A 22,823-nucleotide genomic window follows, 5' to 3' on the forward strand; every position below is an offset into this window, starting at 1 on the left:
GAAAGGCCTCCCCTTGAAACGTGCTGGATTTAGCGTGAAATGGCTGCCGATCCTGCTGCTGATGCCGCAGCTGTTGATTATCGCCATCTTCTTCTACTGGCCCGCCGCCCATGCGGTGCAGTCTTCGTTCTATTTGCAGGATCCCTTTGGTTTCGGCGCCACCTTTGTGGGTTGGGAAAACTACGTCGACCTCTTGGGCAACGCAGAATATCGCAAGGTGGCGTGGTTCACCGTGGTGTTCACCCTGCTGGTTACCTTCCTGTCGCTGTCGATCGCCCTCTTGCTGGCGGTCAAGGCCGACAATGTGCTGCGCGGGGCGAAAACCTACCGCACGCTGTTGATGTGGGTCTATGCTGTGGCGCCGCCTGTTGCGGGCTTTATTGGGCTCATCATGTTTGACCAGACTTTTGGTCCGCTGACGCGCCTGTTTGGCCAGTTTGGCTGGGACTTCGTGCTGGGGGTCAATTTTAACGACACCGCGTTTGCCATGGTGCTGGTGTCGGTGTGGAAACAGGTGCCGGTGAACTTCATCTTTTTCCTTTCCGGCCTGCAGTCTATCCCGCGTTCCGTGCGCGAGGCGGCGCTGATCGATAACCGGTCGGGGATAAGCCGTTTTTGGGACATCACCTTTCCGCTGCTGGCGCCCACGGGCTTTTTCCTGCTGATTACCAACATCACTTATGCGCTGTTTGACACCTTTGGTGTGGTCGACACGCTGGTGAAGGGGGAACCGGGCAACAACCCGATGACGCTGGTCTACAAGGTCTATGTTGACGGTTTCCGCGGCAATGATCTGGGCGGATCATCCGCGCAATCGGTGATCCTGATGGTGCTGGTTCTGGCGCTGACGGTGTTCCAGTTCCGACTGGTCGAACGCCGCATTCACTATACCTGAGGGGCTTTGATATGACTGACACAACACGCTTGACAGTTCCGCAGGTGACGGCGCCAAAGCGGCGCATTCGCTGGGGGCGCATTGCGGACCATGCGGTACTGATTGCCGGATCGCTGTTCATGCTGGTGCCGCTCTTGATCGTGATGCAGACCACGACCATGCCGGATGCCGAGATCACCAAATACGGCCCGCAGCTGAAGATTGGCAATGCACTTCCCGACAACTTCAACAAAGCGATGTTTGAGGCCAGCGGGTTTTCCGGTGAAAACACCGGTGTGCGGATGCTGATCAATTCTTTCATTCTTGGCATCGGCTTTGCGGTGGGCAAGATCGGGTTGGGCATGATCGCTGCTTATGCATTGGTTTATTTCCGGCTGCGCTTTGCCACGGCGGCATTTTGGCTGATCTTCACCACACTTCTGCTGCCGCTGGAGGTGCGCATTCTGCCGTCCTATGAGGTGGTGCAGAAACTGGGGATGCTTAACACCTATCAGGGCCTGATCATTCCGCTGGTGGCCTCGGCCACGGCGACCTTCTTCTTCCGTCAATTCTTCCGCTCGGTGCCCGAGGAGTTGGTTGAAGCGGCGCGCATCGACGGGGCAGGACCGGTCAGGTTCTTCGTCGATATTCTGGTGCCGCTCAGTCGCACTATGATTGCGGCGATGTTCATCATCATGTTCGTCTTTGGCTGGAACCAGTACCTGTGGCCGACCATGATCACCACCGATGAGGGCATGTACACGCTGGTGCGTGGTATTAAGCAGATCACCCAAGTACTGGAAGGTGCCAGCCTGCCAGAATACGGGCGCTCCAACCTCTTGGCGCTGATCGCCATCCTGCCCCCCGTTTTCATCGTGATTTTCTTCCAGAGTTGGTTCGTCAAGGGCCTGACGGAATCCGACAAGTAAGGACCAAGAACAATGGCACAAGTAACCCTAGACAGTATCCGCAAGGTCTACCCCAACGGGTTTGAAGCGGTGCAGCCCAGCTCCTTCAACATCCCAGACGGTGAATTTGTCGTGCTGGTCGGCCCGTCGGGCTGCGGGAAATCGACTCTTCTGCGGATGATCGCTGGACTGGAGGACATCAGCGAAGGCGCATTGTCCATCGGGGACCGGATGGTCAATGATGTGGACCCCGCAGACCGTAACATCGCGATGGTGTTTCAGAACTACGCGCTTTACCCGCATATGACGGTGGCGAAAAACATGGGCTACGGGTTGAAAAACCGTGGCACTCCCAAGGCAGATATCGAGCGTAAGGTGGCTGAGGCGGCCGCAATGCTGGATCTGACGCCGCTGCTCGATCGTCGCCCCAGTCAGCTGTCCGGTGGCCAGCGCCAGCGGGTGGCGATGGGGCGCGCAATCGTGCGCAACCCTGACCTTTTCCTCTTTGATGAACCGCTGTCTAATCTGGACGCCAAGCTGCGCAACCAGATGCGCATTGAAATCCGCGCCCTGCAGCGCCGTCTGGGGGTCACTGCGATCTATGTGACTCACGATCAGGTCGAGGCGATGACAATGGCCGACCGCATCATCGTGTTGAACGGTGGCATTATCGAACAGATCGGCACCCCGACAGAGATCTATGAGAACCCGGCCTCCACCTTTGTGGCTGGTTTTATGGGGGCCCCGCCGATGAACCTGCTGAAGGCCAGCGTTGACGGGGCAGGGCGTGCCCACGTGGATGGGGCGCTTGCCGTGGAAGTACCGGTCGGGGCTACAGGTGACGTGCTGGTCGGTATCCGGCCAGAAGATCTGGAAGTGACCGAGGTGGGCGATCTGCAAATCGACGTGCAGATTGTCGAGGAGCTTGGGGCGATCCGACTGATGCATGGTCAGATTGCGGGGCAGGACATCTCTGTCGCTGTGCCCAAGGATCAGGCCTGTCAGACGGGTCCTGTATCGTTGCGCCTGAAAAACGCGCCACATCTCTTTGATGCACAATCGGGGCGGCGTCTGTGATGCAGCTGGTCGATCAACTGCGCCCGGTCTCACAGGCACAGTTTCAACAGATCCGTACCGCGCCGCGCACTGCAGAGGCGCACAGCCAGCTGATGCAGCAGATTGAGGCGATGCAGGATATGGAACAGGGCGGGCAGGGCACATTGCCTGCCTTGCCGCGCCAGTTCACGGTCGCCGCATGGAACATAGAACGCGGACTGGATCCGGTGGGGATCGCGGCGGCGCTGCGTCCCCATGCCCCCGCTGTTGTGTTGCTGAGCGAGGCGGACAAGGGCATGGCACGAACTCATCAGCGTGATGTCACGGCCGACATCGCGGCTGAACTCAACATGCATTATCTATATGGGGTGGAGTTTCTGGAGCTGGGCCTTGGCAGTGATCAGGAACAGGCCCGCAGCCTTGAGAATCGCAATGCGCTGGGTTTTCACGGCAATGCGGTTTTATCCTGCACGCCAATTGTGCGCGCCAGCCTCGTGCGGCTGTATGATGGCGGGCACTGGTTCCAGATTGGCCCGGACAGTGCTGGTGATCTCAGCCAGCCCCGTATCGGTGACCGAATGGCCATCCTTGCAGAGTTGGCAACAGAGGCGGGACCGATCTGTGTCGCCTCCCTGCATCTGGAAAGCAACGCAGAGGGACCATTCCGTGCGGTGCAGTTTGATCGCCTGATGGATGCGATTGATCAGTTTGCACCGGATTTGCCGGTGATCATTGGCGGCGATCTGAACACCGGTAACACATCCTACCCCGATTTTGATTGGCGCGGTGAAGAGCTGTTCCAGATTGCGGGGGTACGGGGCTATTCATGGGCCGGAACGCCGGACGGGATGACGACACGGCCAAGCTTGCTGTCGCCAAAACCCAAAGGCGCGATGAAACTCGACTGGTTTGCGCATCGTGGACTGACCGCGGCACCGGTGGGCGTGATGCCAGCGCTTGATACTCATGGCACCCCCCTGTCCGATCACGACGCGATTATGTGTGGCGTTGATATGGGCTAGCGCCTGAGGCCGGTTGGCAGGTCAGCATTCCCTCTTTGTCGGCAGCGCAGCATCGCGACCCAATGTCTGGCACCGTGTTCCCGCAGATCGTTGGGGCACTGTCTTGGCATGTTTGCCCTGATTTGGGGCCGATTCGTTAAAATTTTGGCGCCACAAAAGACTTCAAAATCTGTGCCAAGCAGATGATTTTCTGCGGGGGAATTTAGCGATTTCTGACGCGAATAACGTATCCATCTGTTTTTGTTGTTAAATTATTATCTCACATCCTTGCGGAACGGGTCGTTTGACTCATCGTGCGGTGTTTCCCTTGGGGCAATGACGGCACGATTATGACAAAACGCGGCGCATTTGCGGCTGACTGGGGCGCCAGTCGCCAAATGATCTGATTGGTGCCCAAGTTCGGCCTCACCTCTGGGGCCAAGTGTGGTTAAGAATTTTGGAGGTTCTATGCGTTTAGCTAAATTTTGTCTGGCTCTGGCACTGTCATTTGCCGCAGCCCCGAAAACAACCGCAGTCGAGGCCGAAGGTCGTAGCACCTGGCGCACTGTCGAAAACATCAAAGGCTGGGAGGCGGTTGGTCGCCTCTCGATCTCAGGGAAGACGATGTGCACTGGCGCATTGGTCGCGCCCGATCTGGTTCTAACCGCCGCCCATTGCCTTTATAACCCCACCACAGGCCGCAAGGTACGCGCTGATCGCATCACCTTTCAGGCTGGTCTGGCCGAAGGCCGATCGGTCGCGGAACGCCGCGTCGCCTCTGCCACGGCACATCCCAAATACCGCCACCGCTCTAGCGGTGCGATACAGGTCAGTCATGATCTGGCACTATTGAAGCTGGCACGCCCTATCGGTGCTGAAGTGGCACCGCTGGCTTTTGAAACCCGCCCGCAGAAGGGCGATATCCTCTCTGTTGTGGCCTACACCGTCGGCAGCCGTCAGGATCCGCGAATGGCCTACCCCTGTCAGGTTCTGGCCCGTAAACAAGACACGCTGGTGCTAAACTGCGAAGTAGACTTTGGCGCATCCGGCGCGCCAGTTTTTGCCCTGCAACACGGTCAACGTCCCTATCTGGTGTCGGTGATTTCGTCCAAGGCCGAAATGGCAGGGAAAGATGTGTCGGTCGGCACCTCACTGGATCCATCGGTGATCCGGTTACTGGCCAGTAGCAGCTAAGACCGCCCAAAGCAGAGCCTTCTAAAACAAAACACCCCGCAGGTCAGCTGCGGGGTGTTTTGCTGTGTGCGCGATACGATGCAGGCTTATGGTTCGCGGAACGCTTCGCGGGATTTGTAAAGCGGCTTCAGCAAATATTGCAGAACGGTTTTTTCACCTGTGTGCAATTCCACCTGCGCCCGCATGCCGGGACGGATTTCGATCGCCTTTTGGCGTTCGGTCAGACCAGCGCTGTCAACGCTGACAGAAACGCGATAATAAGGCTCTGCGCGCGGGTCCCGCTCATCTTCAAACGTGTCAGCCGAAATCAGATCAACCTTACCTTTCAGCGTGCCGTAGATGGTGTAATCATAGGCGGTCAATTTGATGGATGCCGCCTGACCACGCCCAACGGAGGCGATGTTTTCAGGTCTCACACGGGCCTCGACAAACAACTCTTCACCCAACGGAATGATCTCAAAAATCTCTTCACCGGGGCGGACCACACCGCCGATGGTGGTGACGGCCAGATTGTTCACGATCCCGCGCATCGGTGCAGTGATCACCGTGCGGTTCAACTGATCCTGTGCCAGCCGCATTTCCTGCCGCAGCGACGTGATATCTTTCAGCGTCTGAGAATATTCCTCCGCCTGCTCCAGCTCGGCGGCAGTGTTGATTTCGGTATAACGTATCTCTGCTTCAGATGCGGCTTTGCGGGCTTTGTTCACTTCCAACAGGGCGACAAATTCCTGTTTATACAGCCGCTCCATGTTGGCGAGCTCAGATTTTGCCTGTTCCAGAACCACCAACGCGCCTTCGCGGCGTGAATCCAGATCGGTTTGGCGCGCGGCCAACAGCGCGCGTTCAGATGCGAGGATCGTTTTGGCGCGGGCTGCCAGCACCTCGTCCACGTCAAATTCATAGGCGCCGCCAATCTCTGCTTCCAGCCGCAGGCGTTTGATTTCCAGCGCGTCGATCTGATCCTGCAGATCATCAAAGGCGGTGCGGAACTTGGTATCTTGCAGTGTGGCAAGGATTTGGCCCGCTTCCACCAGATCGCCCTGTTTGACCGCCAGATCCGACAGGATGCCGCCCTCGAGGTTTTGCACGATCTGTGAGCGGGAGGAGGAGACAACCTCACCCTCTGCACGAACGATCTCATCCACCACAGCCACTGCCGCCCAGCCGAGAAAGACCAGAACTGCCAGTCCGACGAGTCGAATGGTCAGTCGCGACATGCGGCTATGATCATCGAAGGTTTCGTCAAATTGCTGCGGATCGGGGGCCTGCATCAGCCGCGCTCTCCGCTTGCCAGATGGGCCAGAACCTGTTCGCGCGGGCCATCTACAACCAGACGACCAGCTTGCAGGATCAGGGTGCGGTTTGACAGCGCCAGAATGGGGGTGCGATGGGTAGCGATCACTGCTGTGCGCCCTTGCAGCCAGCCTTCCAGGCGGCTGACCAATGTGCGTTCCAGTGTTTGATCTAACGCTGCTGTTGGTTCATCCAGCAATACAATCGACGGGTTCTGCAACCACAGACGCGCCCAGCCAATTGACTGACGTTGACCGATGGACAGGCCTTCGCCACCATCGCGGATTTGTAGGTCCAGACCCTGTGGGTGTCCGCGCAGGAAGGGGCCAAGGCCTGCAAATTCCAGCGCCTGCATCAATCGGTCGTCGTCGCGTTCCAACTGGTTGAGGTTCAGGTTGTCGCGCAGCGATCCTGCAAACAGGCGGATGTCCTGCCCCAGATAGCCGATGCCCCGGCGCAGGTCGCGCGGGTCAATTTGCGCCATGTCGCTGCCATCTAGCAAGACGGTGCCTTTGGTCGGGGCATAAAGGCCCGACAGCAGTTTCAGCAGAGTGGATTTGCCGGATCCGTTGGCGCCTAAAATGGTCACGCGCTGGCCGGGTTTGATAACCACACCGGGCACGTCCAGCGTTGCTGGGCCGTCGGCATCATAGCCAAAGTTTACCTCGCGCAGTTCAAACTGCCCTTGGAAGGTCTCGCGGCGCAGATACTTGCGCTCGCTATCACGTTCCTGCGGCGCGGACGCGATGGTGTCGAGGCTTTCAAGCGCGGCCTTTACATTGCTCCACCGTGCCAGTGTACCTGCAAACTGCGTCAGCGGTGCAAGGGTGCGGCTGGTCAGGATGCCGGTTGCGATGATGGTGCCGACGGTGAACTGACCTGCAAAAACCAGATAGGTCCCGATGACGACGGTGGCGATATAAGTGGTCTGCTGTACACCCTGCGACCAGTAGGTCAGGGTCGACGACAGGCGGCGCTGCTCAGCAGAGGCATGAGAGGACACCGCGTTCAATTCATCCCACAGCCGTAGGATGCGATCCTCTCCCCGTTGGGTTTTCACAGTGTCCAGTTCGCTGACCACCTCTTGCAGCAGGCGGCCCGCCTTGGCCGATGCGCCCTGGGTCTGTCGGGTCAGGGCGATCATGCGTTTTTGCAGCACATACGCGGGCGCGACCATCAGGATGCCGCCCAGCACCAGGACCCAGACCATATTGCCCGCGATAGAGGCAACAAGTGCGAGAAACAGCACGATAAACGGCATATCCGCCAGTACGGCGATGGTGGAGGAGGTAAAGAATTCGCGCACCGATCCGAAATCGCGCATCGCAGCAAAGAGACCCGAGGGCGGCAGGGCCTTTTGATCCGACCGCATGCCCAGCAGGCGACGCATCAGCATGTTCTGGATCGACAGTTCCATCCGCCGACCTGCGGCATCCGACAGGCGAGCGCGGGCCAGTTTCAGCATGCCTTCCAGTCCGATGGCCAGTACGGCACCGATGGCCAGAACCCACAGAGTTGCCTCGGATTGGTGCGGGATCACGCGGTCATAGATTTGAAGCGAGAACAGAGCGACCGCGACGGCCAGCATGTTGGCCACCAGAGAACCGACCATAATCTCGGTAATATGGCCACGGAATTTGGGCATTTCGCCCCAGAACCAATGGCCTTGGGTCAGCTGTGGCACATGGCGCTCGGCCATCTGGCGCAGGGTGGTTTTGGCGGCCAGCGTGTTGCCGGTAAAATGCGGCGCGAAATCGCGCAGCGGCACCTCTGCCCGGTTGTCGGGGCAGGAGGTGTCATAGATGGTCAGCACCTCGCCTTCCTGTGACAGGACAAGGATCGACTGGCCATTGCTCATTTCGGCAATGGCGGGCCATTTATCTTTGCTTGGTGCAATGCGGTGGCTCAGCTTCGGGGTGATGCCTGCGTGTTCCAACGCCTTTGACAGCGCTTTCAGCGTCACGTCACCGGGCGATTGCACCCACATATATTCCGCCACATCGGTCAATGGCACGTCAGACCCGTTAAGCCCCGCCAGCGTCGCAACCAGCGCGGCACGGTGTTCGATGCGTTTGGCGGTGCCTTCGATCAGCGATTTAATCTCGGAAGCGGGGCCTGCCGGTTCGGCCTCCTCCGCTGGCTCTGGTGCCATTGCTGGCTGCAGCGACGCCGGCATGGGCTGCGGGCGAGGCTGCGGAGCAACTGGGGCAATCGGCTGCGGGGCGGGTTGCTGGGGTTGCGTTTGTTGAGGGTGCGGTGGCTGGGCATTAGAAGGCGCAAATTGCGGCTGTATCTGACCCTGCTGTCCCTGACCCTGTTGCGGCGCCCCCTGCGGGCTGTTTGCAGCTTGCGCAGGTTTTGCCACATTGGGGCTGATCGACAGGATAACTGGACCTTTCTTGGTCAAATTTCACCCCCATCGGCCAGCACGCCCAGATCGCGCGCCAGTTCCAGCTGCACCAGAATGACGTCGTATTTCGCGTCCAACCGCTCCATCTCGCGGCGGGTCAGCTGTTCGTAGGTGTTCACTACCTCAAGGACCGATCGTTGGCCAGCTTTGAACTGCGACTGAAACAGGCTGAAGGTCTGGCGGCCTTCTCGGACCAGCCGCGCGGTCTCTGCTTCTTGGCGCTGTAGCGACACAAGGCGCTGTTCCAGCCGCGAGTGATTGCGACGTGCGGCTTCACGCGCCTCCACTACGTTTTCGCGGGCGGTTTCCTTGCTGTTCTCAATGGCATCCAAACGGGCCTTGGTGCCAAAGCCCAGACCCATTGTGGTGCCCGCGTTCAGACCGCCGGCGGTGCCGTTGCGGTTGATCGTGCCGCTGGCTGACAGGCCGGGCAATTGCGCCGCACGTTCGGCGGTGGCTTGGGCGACGGTGCGCTTGGCCTCTGCCTCTGCTTTCAGCACGGTCAGCGATTCCACACCGGCAGGGGCATATGTCTTCAGCGGTGTCACCTTGGCGGGCGCAGCATTGGCGCCCAGCATCGCCTGCAATTCAGCGCGGGCCACTGTGGCCTCTTCGTGTGCCAGATCGCGGTCGGCCTTGAGGTCTAACAGCTTGCCTTCGACCATGCGCTGATCGCCTTTGTCCGACACGCCACCAGCGACACGGCCGTCAACGATGCGCTTGAAGTGACGCATCTGTCTGATCGCACCTTCGCTGGTAGTGGATTTCTCATCGCCGCGCAGGCCGGTCAGGTAGAGGCGTAGTGCGTTGTAAACACGGTTGTTTTGATCCTGTGACAGGGACACAGCCGCCACTTCGACGTCGGCCGCGGCATAGGCGCGTTCTGCCTTGCGCTTGCCATTGTCGTAAAGCACCTGATCTACCACCAGCGACGCCAGTGTTTCCCCCAGTGAGGTCAAAGAGATCGACGGGCTGATCGTCGGCAGCCAGTTCTTGTTTTCCGCCTCCGCGCGCAGTTTGGCGCTGCGCAGTTCCGTTTCCGCGGTGCGGCTACCAGCGGCGAGGGCGGCGCGGCCCACTTTATCATAGGCGCTGCCAGCGGGCAGGACACTGCGACGGGCGACAAGGGTTTTCAGAACCTCGCCGTTCGCAGGTTTTTCCAGATCGACGGATTGGTTGTCGGCAGGCTTGGTGATGCTGACGCTGTCGGACTGGCCCGAGCTCTCTGGGCCCGCATCGCGGGTCGTTGTGGGCACATCATCGGCCAGATGGGGCGGGGTGAAATTGAAACCGCCGCCCAGACTGTCCCCTAGGCCACCTTCCATGCAGCCGGAAAGCAGCGTGGTTGCGCAAAGGAGGGAGAGGAATTGTTTTGCGGCCACCCGGGCTACTCCTGATCGTCTGACAAGTCCTGCGTGTCGGACGCGGGGGGCAGGGCGGGCCTGCCCCCGGCTGTGGTTTAGATGATCACATTGATATCTTGGTCGATGATCACAGTCACACCGTCATCGCCGATGGTGTAGACGTTATAAGCCTCGCCATCGATGCTCTGTGGGGGACCGGGGCGACGTTCTGCGCCGCGAATAGTGACCTGATCGTTGTCGTCGCCATGAATGGTCAGCGTGTCTGATCCATTGGCCAGATCGCGGATCTGGCTTTCGGTCAGGGTCAAATTGGCGTTCGTGGCATAGTCCAGTTCGATCGCTTCGATCTGGAAATCGCCTGCACGCGCATGGCCCAGCGTCTCGGCTGTGGTGGCATTGGCATCAAAGATCACCATCGTATCAGACACGTTGCCGGCGCTATCCTGCGACGAAATCACCAGATGGCTGCCATCGGGCACAGCGGGATCGAAGCCAAACAGGGTGCTGCCTGCGAAATTGCCTTCGGTCGGGTTCAGGGTGCTGCTGCTGCCGTCGCTGTGCAGTGCGGTGATGGTGTAATCCTGATCTTGACCGTCCACAGCAATGCCGACGACGTCATCATCTGCAAGGGTCACGTTCTTGACGATCGGGTTTGGCACCTCGGTGTCGACGTAGAAATCAACCGACGAAGAGGCGACGTTGCCCACAGCGTCTGTGGTCGTCACGGTTGCAGTGGTGTTGTATTCGCCGCGGGGCAGGCTGCCGGGGTCGTAGGTGACGGACCAGTTGCCATCTCCGTCGGCCGTGGCGGTGCGGATAACGCCCTCTACCTCAACCGACACTCTGGCATTTGGGTCTGCGGTGCCGTTCAGCACCAGACCGTTGGCCATTTCGCTGGCATTGACGAAGTTGTCGCCGCCGATGGTCAGATCCTGTACCTCGATGGTGGCTGCGGCGGTGGTATCAACGCGCAGCGCGGCGCTGGTCATGTTGACGTTGCCAGCCGCGTCCTGAATGCCTGCAAATACGGTGGTGTCATACTCACCCTCGCGCAGCGCCCCCGCCGGATAGGTGACCGACCAAGTGCCGTTTGCTGCCACAGTTGTGGTTTGCTTTACACCTTCGATCGACACTTCGACCGCCGCGCCTGCGTCACCGGTGCCGGTGATGGTCAGCCCTGCGTTTTCTTCCGCTTGCGTCAGGATGTTGTCGCCACCCGCCAGCGGTGCGTTAATCGCCACTGCTGCAGAGGTGTCGACCAGGACGTTGGTGGTGCTGGTCGCCGTGTTGCCTGCCTGATCGGTCGAGGTCACGGTTGCGCTGGTTTCATAAGTGCCCGCCTGAATGTCACTGGTGGTGAACGTTGCGGTCCAGCGGCCGTTCAGGCCTGCAGTGATGGTCTGGGTTGCACCCGCCAGTTCGACAACCACTTGCGATCCCGCCTCGGCGGAGCCGGAGAGGGTGACTCCACCGATGGCCTCGGCCTCGTTGATGATGTTGTCGCCTGCGATGGGGGTGTTCAGGGTCACCTGAGTGGCGGTGTCCACGCGCACGACAGACGAAGTTGTGGAGGTGTTGCCGACAGCATCGGTGGAGGTCACGGTGACGTTGGCGTCATATTCACCGCTGCGGATTTCGCTGGAGCGGAAGATCGCCGTCCAGCTGCCATCGCTGCCCGCTTGTACGGTACGGGTGACACCGTCGAATGAGACCTGAACAGAAGAGCCTGCCTCGGCGGTGCCAGTCAGGGTCAGACCTTGCAGCGCCTCAGCCTCATTCAGCACACCGTCGCCGGAAATCGGGGTGTCCAGCGTGACGTTGCCCTGTGTGTCGATATGCAGGGTATAGGTGGTCACGGTGGAGTTGCCAGCCGCGTCCACCGCTGTCAGCTCGACAGAGCTGTCATATGTACCGGCCGCAATCTGGCCGGGGCTGAAGTAGAGCGACCAAGTGCCATCTGCACCGACAACAGTGTTGGTGGTGACCCCCTGAAAGGAAATTGACAGCGTCGCGCCCGGTTCGCCAGCACCGTTCAGGGTCACGCCATCAGCGGCCTCGGCGGCGTTGATGGTGTTGTCGCCCTCGATGGTGTTCATCGAGATGTTGGGGCCTACGGTGTCTACCTGGATAACATCGGTGATCACCGTTGAGTTGCCGCGCATGTCAGTCGCTGTGACATTGACGTTGACGGTGTATTCACCTTCGATCAGCACCCCTTGGGCGAAAGTCACGGTCCATGTGCCATTCTCACCGACGGTGGTGGTCTGGACGTGGCCATTGATTTCAACGTTGATGGTTGCGCCCACCTCGCCAGTGCCGCCAACCACATGACCGCTTTGCTGATCATCACCATTGACGATATCGCCGATGGTCACTGTGCCGGTGGTGATGGAAACTGACGGAGGGGTCAAGTCGATATCAATCGACGGGCCAACCAGAACATGGGTTTCCCCACCGGGGTTGACGACGGTGACATGGGTTTCATAGACCCCATCGCCTGACAGTTCGCCGGGCAGGAAGGTCACGGTCCATGTGCCGTCTTCGTTGATCACGGTGGTGCGCTCCACGCCATCGATGACGACGGTGACCGATGCGCCGGGGTGGCCGGTGCCGGTTATGGTGAACGCACCGGTGTTGGTGCCGCCCGCAACATGCGTGCCGTCGGAGTTGTCGACTGTCGGTGTGGCTTCGCCACCACCGCCACCGCCACCGCCGCCCATCAGGCCGCCTGCCAGTACGCCGCCGCCGACGACAGCAGCGCCTGCCGCCGTCGCTGCGCCAAAGCCGCCGAGGACCGGTGCAACCAGTGGGGCCACCACAGGCTCCACACGCTCAAGGTTCAGGAAGACCAGCTGTTCATAGGCGTTCCATTTGTCGTCTGCGCCGCCGGTTTCAATATCCGAATAGCTGGCCAGATATTGGTCATCGACCAGCCCGCCGAGCTCAACATGCTGGATGTCACCGTGCGAAGACAGGAACAATTCTGGCGCACGGTCTGCGTCGTAGAAGTAGCCCTGCAGGGTGATGGTCTGGCCGTCTGCCAGTTCGATCACCAGATCTTCGCCATTTGCTTTATAGCTTTTTACATCCTGCGGGGACAGGTTGAGCGAGATTTGCGTACCTGTGTAAAAGGGGATGAAATTGCCGTTCTCGGGGCTGGTTTTGCCATAGGAAACGGTGCCGCCCGCACTGCGGACAGAAAAATTCACTGCACTCATCAGCTCACTGCTCTCTCAATAAAGTAGGGCTTTGCCCATTATCTAGATTACCTCCAGACATACTATAGACGACTGCGGCAAGGCTAGTGGTTTTTGTCACAACGAGGTCAAAATATGGTCTTTTTAAGGGGATTTACACGGTTTTTACGGTTAACTCAGGTGGAACATTGGGAATTTACTCAATTTACGCGGTCCTGCTGATGCCTCAACTGTCGCATATTTGATACAACTTGGTGCTGGTAAAGATGAGTTGACGCTGCGAAATGGCCATTTCGGCCGCACCGGTGACGCCTCTCATGCGTCGTGGTGTCTGTTAACATTTGGTTAACCAATATGATTTTCGCATTTCGGTCACGATTGTTTGATCTGTCTGGCACGCGCATCCTGCCTCCACCACAGCGCTGTTTCAGCGACTATCCGATGGGTTAGGTGACCTAGCCGACCGGCTGTCACACTGTGCGGTTGCACGCGGCGCGGTGGCGGTTGCCCGTTTTACCCTCAACGCCAATCTATCCGATGTCCGGAGGTTTCGATGAGGGTCGAACATAGATCTCCCCACGCGGATCTGGACTATATGGTCCGGGCGCCGCTGTCGCTTCTGACGCCTGAGGGCGAAGAAGTGGTGATCCGCGAATGGTCACTGCAGGGTCTGAAATGGCCCGAGAGTGCACCGCCGCGCCCCGACACTGCCCATTTGGCGGTGCCGTTTCAGGGCGTGGATGTGCGCTTCCCTGTCACATTGGAAGCGGCTCCTGACACACGTGAAGTGTTTTTCAAGGATCTGACTGGCCGTCAGCGCGAGGTTCTGGCGCTGTTTTACCGTGCGCTTCTGTCGGGACGAATGGTCGCCTCTGGTGAGGTGATCACGTCGCTTGATACGCCGGTGGATCTGGTGCCCGTAGAAGAGACAGAGGCCGAAGCAGTGGCCAAGATTGGCCAACGCAAGAAAATCACAGAGGTGATCCGTACCGTGGTGCATGTGGTGATTTACGTGGCACTGTTTCTGGGGGTCATGGCCACCATCGGCACCAATGCGTTCAACGCGGTCAATCGCATCGCAGTACAGCACGGCCGTGTGGTGGCACCAGTGGCGGCTCTGACGGCGTTACGCCCTGGTTTGGTCCGTGCGGTAGAGGTGGCGCCGGGCGCGCTGGTGGCCGCTGGTGACACGCTGGCGCATATTGAGGATCCTGAACTGGTGTCGCGCCTGCGTGCCGCGCGGATCGCCTACAGCGCCACCAGCGCAGAGGTGAAGCGGTTGGAAAAGGCGCTGGCGCGGCTGGATAAGCTGCGCGGCGTCAAGGATGAGGTGCTGCGCATGGTGGAGGTGGGGCTGATTTATGAGGCGCAGCTAGGTCCGCGGGGGTTTGATGCCCTGCGCAAACGTTGGGATCAGCTGCGTCAGAAAGAGGAGTTGCTGGGCCTTGAGCGTGATGATCTGACCTCTGCCCAAGACCCGCTGGAAGTGACGCATCGCCTGCTGAGTGCCCGCCTGAATGATCAGGTGACAGAACTGCGTCAGCAACGCAGCATCCGCGACGGCTATAAGGCCCGCATCAACGCGGCCAAACTGATCGCGCCCTATGATGGCGTTGTGCAGGCGGTGCTGGTTCAGCCCGGTCAATACGTCTTATCCGGCCAACCGGTGGTCGAGATGGAGGATGACGCTCCCCGCCACGTCGTCGGCTGGGTTGACGCTAAATATGCCGAAGACCTCTTTCCCGGCATGCCCGCCTTGGTCGGGGTCAATCCAGACGGGATCGCACAGCAGGTCACTGGTCGCATTCGCGATGTGCGGGCAGGCGATATCCCGAACCGCCCAGGTGAATACGGGATTGAGGTTACGGTGCAGATCAACGGTTTCACCAATGCCGAACTGCGTCAGGACCTGCGCGTCGGGGCACCGGTCAGCATTCTGGCCGATCGTCAGATGCTGTCAGGCCTGCGGGGGTGGATGGGGGCGTTGGCGGGGCCTTTGTTTGAGGGCGTTGGCGATGTATAGCCCAGAGGATGAGTATGGTTTTGATAAGGATCTGGCACAGCGCCTGCGCGATTTTGAAACCCCGCGCAAACCCTACCTGCGCCGCTGGAGCCTGCCGCATATCAGCCTGCTGGCGCTGACTGCGCTGGCGCTTCAGTGGTTGCTGTTGAACCTGCCGAACCGTTATTTCGATCCCGAGGTGCTGCATCTGTCATTGGTGCTGGGCACCCTTGGCATCTGGCGTTTTGGCTGGTGGTTCACTCATTCCGTGCGCGCCGCTTATTGGGGTAAATGGGTCTGGCCCACGATGCGCGCCCGTGCTGATGATCTATGGCAGCAGGGCTGGCGGCCCAAGCGTCTGCACATCCAGATGACCACCTATTACGAGGAACCGTCGATCACCAAACGGGTTATCGGATCCATTCTTGGTCAAGTGCGACGCGAACGAATCCCGACCACGATCTATATCGGTACCGGCAGCGCCTATGACGAAAATATCATCCGTGATTTCATCGAAACATACGCTCAGGACATTCCCGATGATCTGGCGAAGCTGGTGTTTCTACGGCAGAACCAGCCGGGCAAACGGATGGCTATTGGCATGATCCTGCGCGCCATGTGTCGCGAAGAGGTCGATCCTGATGATCTGGTGATCTTCATGGATGGCGATGCGCTTTATGGCGGTGATGTTTTGCAAAAATGCCTGCCGATGTTTGCTGCCGATCCAGATTTAGGCGCGCTGACCACTGATGAAGAGGTGATTTGCTACGGCCCCGACTGGATCGCACGCTGGCTGGACATGCGTTTTGCCCAGCGGCGGCTGGCAATGCAAAGCCACGCGCTGGCAGGGCGTGTGTTGACCTTGACGGGGCGGATGAGCGTCTTTCGTGCCCGCCACATCCTGACTCGTGCTTTCATCCGCAATATCGAGGCGGACCATTTGGATCATTGGCTGTGGGGTCGGTTCCGCTTTTTGTCAGGCGATGACAAGTCCAGCTGGTATCGTCTGCTGAGCAACGGGGTCAAAATGACCTATGTGCCGGATGCCACCGTCTACACGATCGAGGTGATCAAGGAAAATGGACTGTCCCGCATGGTGCAGAACTTCCGTCGTTGGTCGGGCAATATGCTGCGCAACGGGGCGCGGGCGATTGCGCTGGGTCCGCGCCGGATGCCATTCTTTATCTGGTGGTGCATTGTTGATCAACGCATCGCGATGTGGACGATGATGGTGTCGCCGGTGATGGCGGTGCTGGGCAACTTTATTGCGCCGGGCTATATCTGGAATTGCCTCATCTGGGTGGTGTTTTCGCGGGTCACCTTATCGCTATTCCTGTTCGGATATTCGCGCAAAGCGGATATGACATGGCCCTTTATTCTGTACCTCAATCAGGTGATCAACGCCTCGGTGAAGATCTACATGATTTTCCACCTGTCGAAACAGAAATGGTCCAATCGCGGCAACCAGTCAGCCGGCGAGGCAACCAGCCTGCGCGATCGGATGCGCAACTGGTTTGCACTTTTCCAACTGGTCACTGCGGTGTGCCTCTTTGTGACGCTGGTGATGCTGTATGTCGGGCTGATGGAGGTGCCGGGGATCTGAAGCGTGTCCTTGACGCGCAGCGACTATCCCACCGGCCAGTTCCTATCCTTTTGCGCAAAACCCTAACCCTCCCACCGCACAATCATGTGTAAATCCCGGGCACTCTGGGATCACAGAAACGGATTAAGAAAGAGGGTTCTTATGATTATTCCTGTCATTATCGCCGGTGGCACCGGCACCCGTATGTGGCCTGCGTCGCGTCGTGCAATGCCGAAACAATTTGCGCCTCTGTTGGGGGGAAACACCTTGTTTCAGGAGACCCTGCTGCGGTTGAGTGGAGAACGCTTTGACGCCCCGTGTGTGATCAGCAATGAAGAGTGCCGCTTTATCGCCCGCGATCAGATGGGTGCGGTCGGCATCCATGATGCCTGCCACATTATTGAGCCGCTGCCGCGCAACACCGCCGCCGCCGTTCTGACCGCTGCACTGGCCTATCAGCACCAGCCCGACGCGGTGCTGCTGATCAGCCCCGCCGATCATGTGATCGGTGATGCGGCAGGCTTTGACGCTGCGCTGGACACTGCCCTGCCACAGGCAGAGGCGAGGGAGGTCGTTTGTTTCGGCGTTATCCCGACCCATCCCAGCACCGCCTACGGCTATCTGCAGGTGGATCGTGGGTCTGACGCGCAGGTACAGCAGGTGGCGGAGTTTGTTGAAAAGCCCGATCTTGCCACCGCAACCGAACTCTTGGGACGTGGTCATTCACTGTGGAACGCAGGGCTGTTCATGATGCGCGTCGACACTGCGCTGGCGGCCTTCCGCACACATGCGCCGGATCTGATGGCACCTTGTGAGGCAGCGCTTAGTCTTGGCGGGGAAGACCTCGGGTTTCATCGCCTCAGCCGTGATGCCTTCAAGCGGGCTCGCGCCATCGCTTTTGACCGCGCAGTGATGGAGAAGCTGCCGAAATGCACCGCCGTTGCGCTGGAATGTGGTTGGGCTGACCTCGGCAGTTGGTCGGCGCTACGTGACCACCAGGTCGACGCAGCTGGTGGCAATGCGCTGTTGGGCGGGGCAGAGGCGATTGAATGCCGCGATTCCCTGCTGAAAAGCACCAATCCAGACATCGCTCTGGTGGGCCTCGGCCTCGATGGGATTGTCGCGATTGCAACGGATGACGCGGTACTGGTCGCTGACGCGAGCCGTAGCGAAGAGGTGGGCAAGGCGATTGAGGTGCTGAACGCCCGCGCCGCGCCACAGGCCGAAGAGTTTCCGCGCTGCCATCGCCCGTGGGGTTATTATGAAACCCTGTCACTGGGCGCGCGGTTTCAGGTGAAACGCATCGTGGTGCACCCGGGCCAGAAACTGTCCCTGCAAAGCCATGTGCATCGTGCCGAACACTGGATCGTGGTCGAAGGTTCTGCCCTTGTGACCGTGGGAGAGGAAGAGCGTTTGGTGACCGAGAATGAGAGCACCTACATCCCGCTGGGCGCTGTGCACCGGCTGGAAAACCCGGGCAAGCTGCCGCTGGCGCTGATTGAGGTGCAATCAGGCTGTTATCTGGGCGAAGACGACATCACGCGCTATGAGGATATCTATGCCCGTGATGCCGAAGAAGAGGTTGCATGACGGCGGCATTCTGACCCTCTGTGCACCGTCAGCAAAGGGCCCGCGCGAGTGATCGCGCGGGCCCATTTTCGTCTAAATTTTTTATCAAAAATAACGCCTAAACAAAAGGTTATATCCGGTGTCCCTCTGGCGCTGAACCTGTCCTTTGTGCCGTGTCCGCCCCGTCTTTTGTGACCCTAGGGTGGGATCAATCTTACCGGAGGGTACATAATGGAATTGCTGAAATTTGACCGCCAGAACGCCGAGATTGTAGAGGCCCCGAAACCTGTGATGAACCCGGTGCCGACGCCAGCGCTGCACCCGGTTCTGAACCCCCACAAACAACTGGAGCTGAAACCCGCGATCAGCGTTGTCGGCCTCGGTTATGTGGGCGCTGTGTCGATGGCTTGCCTCTCGGCGCTGGGCCACCGCTGTGTGGGCGTAGATGTAGACGCGCGAAAGGTGGCGCAGATCAGCGCAGGGGAAAGTCCGATCCATGAAAAGGATCTGGGCGAAACCCTGTTGTCCGGCGTTGACGCCGGTCTGATCAGCGCCACCGACGATCTGGAACAGGCGGTGCGCGACACGGATGTGACTTTTGTGTCTGTTGGCACCCCCACGGCGGCAGATGGCGGCTGTGACTATCGCTATATCAAGGCTGCCGCTGAAAGCATGGCGCGCGGTCTGGCGGAGAAGGAGGGTTTCCACGTCTTTGTCATGCGCTGTTCGATCCCGCCGGGTACCACACTATCCGTGATGGCCCCGATCCTTGAACAGCTGTCGGGCAAGACAGCGGGCGAAGATTTCGGCATCTGCTTCAACCCCGAATTTCTGCGCGAAGGTGTGGCCATTGCCGATTTCCACAACCCGCCGAAAACCGTGATTGGCACCACCGACATGCGCAGCGCCGCAGTGATGCGCGACATCTACGCGCCGGTGGATGCGGACCCGATCTTCACCTCTATCGAGGCGGCAGAAATGGTGAAATACGTTGATAACGTCTGGCATGCGACCAAGGTTTGCTTTGCCAATGAGGTTGGGCGTTTGTGCAAACCCTCGGGCGTGGACAGCCGTGAGGTGATGGATATTTTTGTACAGGATCACAAGCTGAACCTGTCAGCCTATTACCTGAAACCTGGCTTTGCCTATGGCGGGTCCTGCCTGCCGAAAGAGGTGCGGGCGGTGCAGCATATGGCAGAGGCTGCGGGCATTGACCTGCCGATGATCGGCAATCTGGAACGCTCAAACCGTGAACATATCAATGAGGCGCTGCGCATGATCCGCGCCTCGGGGGCGAGCCGCGTAGGCATTCTGGGGCTGGCGTTCAAACCCGGCACGGACGATTTGCGCGAAAGCCCCATCCTAGAGGTGATGTCTGCCCTGCACGCCGAAGGCATCGCCCTGCGTGTTCATGACGAGGCCATCACCGCCGATACCCCGCTGGAAGGGCAGCTGGCCTATGTGCGCCATGGCTCCAAGGGGGGCGCAGATCTGGCCGAAAAACTGCCAGCAATGCTGCGCGATGATCTGGATGCGGTGATCGAAGGGGCCGAGGTCCTGGTGATCACCCATGCCTCTGACGCTTACCGCGAGGTTGCACGCCGCAGCAACGTGCGGGCGGTGATTGATCTGGTGGGGCTGTTTTCCGATCCCGTGACGACCGCTGCGCCCGTGCATGGCATCGGCTGGTAAGAGACTGTTTTTATGAAATTTATGTAGGAGGAAGGGCATATGCCGACTGAGAGAGACAATCTGATTATTGGCACAGGCGTGGCCGATACCCTCTCCGCCGCTGCGGGCAATGACACGATGGTCGGCCTTGCGGGTGATGATACGCTGGCGGGCGACAGTGGCAACGATCTGATCTATGGCGACTATGCGGAGGAGAACCTCCTTGGCGCCGCCGCTGGTGCACTCAGCTTTGCCGATTATGGCAGCGTCGGGGACTGGCAGGTCAGCACGCAGGAAAACGGGCTGCAGGAAATGACGCAGAGCGTCGCGACCGAGGCGCAGGGTGTTTACAGCCTGTCGATGTCACTGGCCGCGAACTTTGCCGCTGGTCATGTGGACGCGGGGCTGCAGGTGCTGGTCGATGGCGTGGTTGTCGCCAGTTACGACAGCCAGAGTGGCGCGTTTTCTGATCATAGCCTGACGTTTACGGCGACGGGCAGTACGACGGATATCACTTTGCGTGCCATTGCAGGGGAAGGCAGCGGTCCGGTGATCGACACCTCCGGGGCGGTGTTTAGTACCGCGGCACAGATGACCATCGGTGGCCAAGAGGTCACTGTGGCCGCCTTCGCACCCGGTCAGGCGAACCTGTATCAGGTGTTTAACGGCACGCTGCATGTCTTTGAAACCGATAGCGCCAGCTATCAGCGCGTCGGCGCGGCAGGCACGGTAAATGTGAACGCCATTGGCTTTAACCAAGAGGACAGCCTGATCTATGGCGTCGCTGTCAGCAACGGCAGTGATGCGCTGGGCAATGCGGTGTCGCGCGATGATCTGGTGATGTTTGATGCCACCGGTGCGGTTTACCGCATTGGCGAGGGACCGTTCCGCAGCTGGACGGGCGACTTTGACGATCAGGGCAACCTGTGGATTTTCAACTCGCGCCTCAATTTCCTGAGCAAGATCGACGTGGACAGCTTTGATGCTGACGGCAATCCGCTGGAAACCCGTATTGATCTGAATGACGCACTGTTTGGATTGAATGTTTACGATCTGTCCTTTGATGCCGCCACACAAAGCTTCAGCGGGGTGGCCCGTGGCGCCTATGAAGGTGCGCCTGCAACATTGGTGACGGTGGATGTGTCAGGGGATAGCCCGCAGATTTCCTCTATGGCCGTGACCCATACGGAGGTGGATGGTCAGCTGCTGACCGGTACGCCCGCGATCACATTCGGGGCGGCGATTTATGACACCGATGGTACGCTTTTCGTAGGTGGCAACTCGGGTGATCATGATATGAACAATGCAACCCGATCAGCGGGCGGCATCTACCGTGTGGACATTGCGCCGGATGGTGCGAGTGCCACCTTGGTTCTGGTCAGTGATGCGCCGCGGTCCTACTCCAATGATGGGGCGGCGGATCCAACCGCGCTCAACCCGTTTGAGCCGGTGGACCTAGAGGCCACGATGCTGCTGCGTGATCTGGCGCTGGTTGCCACGACCGAAGGCGATCTGAGCTACAATGACGACCTGCAAGGCGGCGCTGGTGCTGACACGATGGAGGGCGGGATCGGCGACGACCTGCTGACCGGCGGCTCTATCGGCGACAGTCTGATGGGCGGGGCGGGTGATGACAGCCTGCATGGCGGCGCGGGGTTTGATGCGGTAGCAACTGCGCCTGCCTCTACCTATGACGCAGACGGGCTGCGCTATGACCATCTGGGTAATCTCTTGCCGGAAAATGACGATTGGCTGGCGGGCGGCATTGGCAACGATCTGATCGCGGGCTCTGCCGGACATGACACACTGCTGGGTGGCACGGGCGCGGACACCTTGCAGGGGGGCACCGGATTTGACCACCTGATGGGCGGCGAAGGGGCCGATGATCTGAACGGCGGCAGTGATCGCGACACGCTAGAGGGCGGCGCCGGCGCTGATACGCTGGACGGGCGCACCGGCGATGACCTGTTGCAGGGCGGCGCCGATACTGACCTGCTACGCGGCAGTTCCGGAAATGACAGCCTTTATGGCGATGCAGGTGAGGATCTGTTGCAGGGGGGCAGTCATGACGACCTGTTGGTCGGTGGCATCGGCGCCGATACGCTGGAAGGTGGCGGTGGCGCAGATGACCTGCGCGGCGATGCGGGGGCTGACAGCCTGTTAGGCGGTTCTGGCAATGACGCGCTTAGCGGCGGGGCGGACAATGACACCCTGTCCGGCAGTTCTGGCGAGGATATCTTGGACGGTGGCGCGGGCCGCGACCGGCTGAATGGCGGGTCAGGCGCGGATATTCTGATGGGCGGGGAGGGGCGTGATACCCTTGCTGGTGCTTCAGGCGCGGATGAGCTGCATGGTGGTTCGGGACGCGACAATCTCTTTCTTGGCGCAGGCGATGACGTCGCCTGGGGCGGGGAGGATGCGGATCGCTTTATCTTCCGCGATCGCGACCTGGATGGGTCTAGCGTGGTGATCCGTGATTATGACCTGAGCGAAGGCGACTACCTCGATCTGCGGGGGCTTAGCCTCGGCGATGCGGCCACATGGTTTGGCTCATCTGTGACACAGGACGATGCTGGCACCATCCATGTGGATCTGGGCCAGTGCGATCTGTCGTTGACCGACACCGGGCTGAATCTGCTGACGCAGGCTGATCAGCTTTACGATAGCTTTGTGTTCTGAATGCAGGCTGTTGCAGCATATCC

At 59.4% G+C, this 22,823-nt stretch carries 14 protein-coding genes; 10 read left to right on the forward strand and 4 right to left on the reverse strand.

All coding sequences use genetic code 11. The annotated features are described in order from the left end of the window. Window positions 1-13: 13 nt before the first annotated feature. The 5 genes from MHM86_RS14705 (at window position 14) to MHM86_RS14725 (ending at window position 5,033) form a co-directional block, all read left to right on the forward strand. Window positions 14-895, forward strand: a complete 882-nt coding sequence (locus MHM86_RS14705; RefSeq protein WP_239200858.1) for an ABC transporter permease subunit — start codon at window positions 14-16, stop codon at window positions 893-895. 11 nt (window positions 896-906) lie between these two features. Beyond that, window positions 907-1,803, forward strand: a complete 897-nt coding sequence (locus MHM86_RS14710; RefSeq protein ID WP_239200859.1) for an ABC transporter permease subunit — start codon at window positions 907-909, stop codon at window positions 1,801-1,803. A 12-nt stretch (window positions 1,804-1,815) separates the two neighbouring features. Beyond that, window positions 1,816-2,859 (forward strand): sn-glycerol-3-phosphate ABC transporter ATP-binding protein UgpC, encoded by a 1,044-nt coding sequence (gene ugpC, locus MHM86_RS14715; protein WP_239200860.1) that lies wholly within the window; start codon window positions 1,816-1,818, stop codon window positions 2,857-2,859. Beyond that, complete coding sequence (locus tag MHM86_RS14720; protein WP_239200861.1) at window positions 2,859-3,860, forward strand: endonuclease/exonuclease/phosphatase family protein; 1,002 nt, start codon at window positions 2,859-2,861, stop codon at window positions 3,858-3,860. Before ugpC ends, MHM86_RS14720 begins: the two co-directional genes overlap by 1 nt. 447 nt (window positions 3,861-4,307) lie before the next feature. Next, entirely contained in the window at window positions 4,308-5,033 is a 726-nt protein-coding gene (locus MHM86_RS14725; RefSeq protein WP_239200862.1) for a serine protease, read from the forward strand. Between the two features lie 86 nt (window positions 5,034-5,119). Here the strand turns inward: MHM86_RS14725 and MHM86_RS14730 are convergent, their stop codons facing one another. The 4 genes from MHM86_RS14730 to MHM86_RS14745 all read right to left on the reverse strand — a co-directional run bounded on the left by MHM86_RS14730 (window position 5,120) and on the right by MHM86_RS14745 (window position 13,318). Further along, on the reverse strand, window positions 5,120-6,250 hold the full coding sequence (locus tag MHM86_RS14730; protein WP_239200918.1) for an HlyD family type I secretion periplasmic adaptor subunit: 1,131 nt from the start codon (window positions 6,248-6,250) through the stop codon (window positions 5,120-5,122). 53 nt (window positions 6,251-6,303) lie between these two features. Next, window positions 6,304-8,502 carry a type I secretion system permease/ATPase gene (locus tag MHM86_RS14735; protein ID WP_370644175.1) on the reverse strand — a complete coding sequence of 733 codons (2,199 nt, stop codon included), beginning with the start codon at window positions 8,500-8,502 and terminating at the stop codon, window positions 6,304-6,306. 227 nt (window positions 8,503-8,729) lie between these two features. Continuing rightward, the gene (locus MHM86_RS14740; RefSeq protein WP_239200864.1) at window positions 8,730-10,118 is read right to left on the reverse strand and encodes a TolC family protein; all 1,389 of its coding nucleotides are present in this window, start codon (window positions 10,116-10,118) and stop codon (window positions 8,730-8,732) included. A gap of 77 nt (window positions 10,119-10,195) precedes the next feature. Beyond that, window positions 10,196-13,318: an Ig-like domain-containing protein gene (locus MHM86_RS14745; protein ID WP_239200865.1), complete on the reverse strand. Its 3,123-nt coding sequence runs from the start codon at window positions 13,316-13,318 to the stop codon at window positions 10,196-10,198. Window positions 13,319-13,850: 532 nt separating this feature from the next. On the opposite strand from MHM86_RS14745, the gene MHM86_RS14750 reads away from it, so the two are divergent. The 5 genes from MHM86_RS14750 to MHM86_RS14770 all read left to right on the forward strand — a co-directional run bounded on the left by MHM86_RS14750 (window position 13,851) and on the right by MHM86_RS14770 (window position 22,800). Then, complete coding sequence (locus MHM86_RS14750) at window positions 13,851-15,320, forward strand: HlyD family secretion protein (RefSeq protein WP_239200867.1); 1,470 nt, start codon at window positions 13,851-13,853, stop codon at window positions 15,318-15,320. Next, window positions 15,313-16,902: a glycosyltransferase gene (locus tag MHM86_RS14755; RefSeq protein WP_239200868.1), complete on the forward strand. Its 1,590-nt coding sequence runs from the start codon at window positions 15,313-15,315 to the stop codon at window positions 16,900-16,902. Before MHM86_RS14750 ends, MHM86_RS14755 begins: the two co-directional genes overlap by 8 nt. A 141-nt stretch (window positions 16,903-17,043) precedes the next feature. Next, window positions 17,044-18,471, forward strand: a complete 1,428-nt coding sequence (locus MHM86_RS14760; protein WP_239200869.1) for a mannose-1-phosphate guanylyltransferase/mannose-6-phosphate isomerase — start codon at window positions 17,044-17,046, stop codon at window positions 18,469-18,471. Window positions 18,472-18,681: 210 nt separating this feature from the next. Further along, on the forward strand, window positions 18,682-20,142 hold the full coding sequence (locus MHM86_RS14765) for a nucleotide sugar dehydrogenase (RefSeq protein WP_239200871.1): 1,461 nt from the start codon (window positions 18,682-18,684) through the stop codon (window positions 20,140-20,142). 39 nt (window positions 20,143-20,181) lie between these two features. Next, entirely contained in the window at window positions 20,182-22,800 is a 2,619-nt protein-coding gene (locus tag MHM86_RS14770; RefSeq protein WP_239200875.1) for a calcium-binding protein, read from the forward strand. Window positions 22,801-22,823: the final 23 nt, after the last annotated feature.

The sequence above is a fragment of the Thalassobius sp. Cn5-15 genome, assembly GCF_022347685.1.
GTDB lineage: Bacteria > Pseudomonadota > Alphaproteobacteria > Rhodobacterales > Rhodobacteraceae > Thalassobius.

Coding starts and splice junctions, on each gene's coding strand:
- MHM86_RS14735 (WP_370644175.1), bottom strand. CDS start 8,502: ATGCCGGCGTCGCTGCAGCCAGCAATGGCACCAGAGCCAGCGGAGGAG.
- MHM86_RS14710 (WP_239200859.1), top strand. CDS start 907: ATGACTGACACAACACGCTTGACAGTTCCGCAGGTGACGGCGCCAAAG.
- MHM86_RS14760 (WP_239200869.1), top strand. CDS start 17,044: ATGATTATTCCTGTCATTATCGCCGGTGGCACCGGCACCCGTATGTGG.
- MHM86_RS14720 (WP_239200861.1), top strand. CDS start 2,859: ATGCAGCTGGTCGATCAACTGCGCCCGGTCTCACAGGCACAGTTTCAA.
- MHM86_RS14770 (WP_239200875.1), top strand. CDS start 20,182: ATGCCGACTGAGAGAGACAATCTGATTATTGGCACAGGCGTGGCCGAT.
- MHM86_RS14750 (WP_239200867.1), top strand. CDS start 13,851: ATGAGGGTCGAACATAGATCTCCCCACGCGGATCTGGACTATATGGTC.
- MHM86_RS14745 (WP_239200865.1), bottom strand. CDS start 13,318: ATGAGTGCAGTGAATTTTTCTGTCCGCAGTGCGGGCGGCACCGTTTCC.
- MHM86_RS14730 (WP_239200918.1), bottom strand. CDS start 6,250: ATGTCGCGACTGACCATTCGACTCGTCGGACTGGCAGTTCTGGTCTTT.
- ugpC (WP_239200860.1), top strand. CDS start 1,816: ATGGCACAAGTAACCCTAGACAGTATCCGCAAGGTCTACCCCAACGGG.
- MHM86_RS14725 (WP_239200862.1), top strand. CDS start 4,308: ATGCGTTTAGCTAAATTTTGTCTGGCTCTGGCACTGTCATTTGCCGCA.
- MHM86_RS14765 (WP_239200871.1), top strand. CDS start 18,682: ATGGAATTGCTGAAATTTGACCGCCAGAACGCCGAGATTGTAGAGGCC.
- MHM86_RS14755 (WP_239200868.1), top strand. CDS start 15,313: ATGTATAGCCCAGAGGATGAGTATGGTTTTGATAAGGATCTGGCACAG.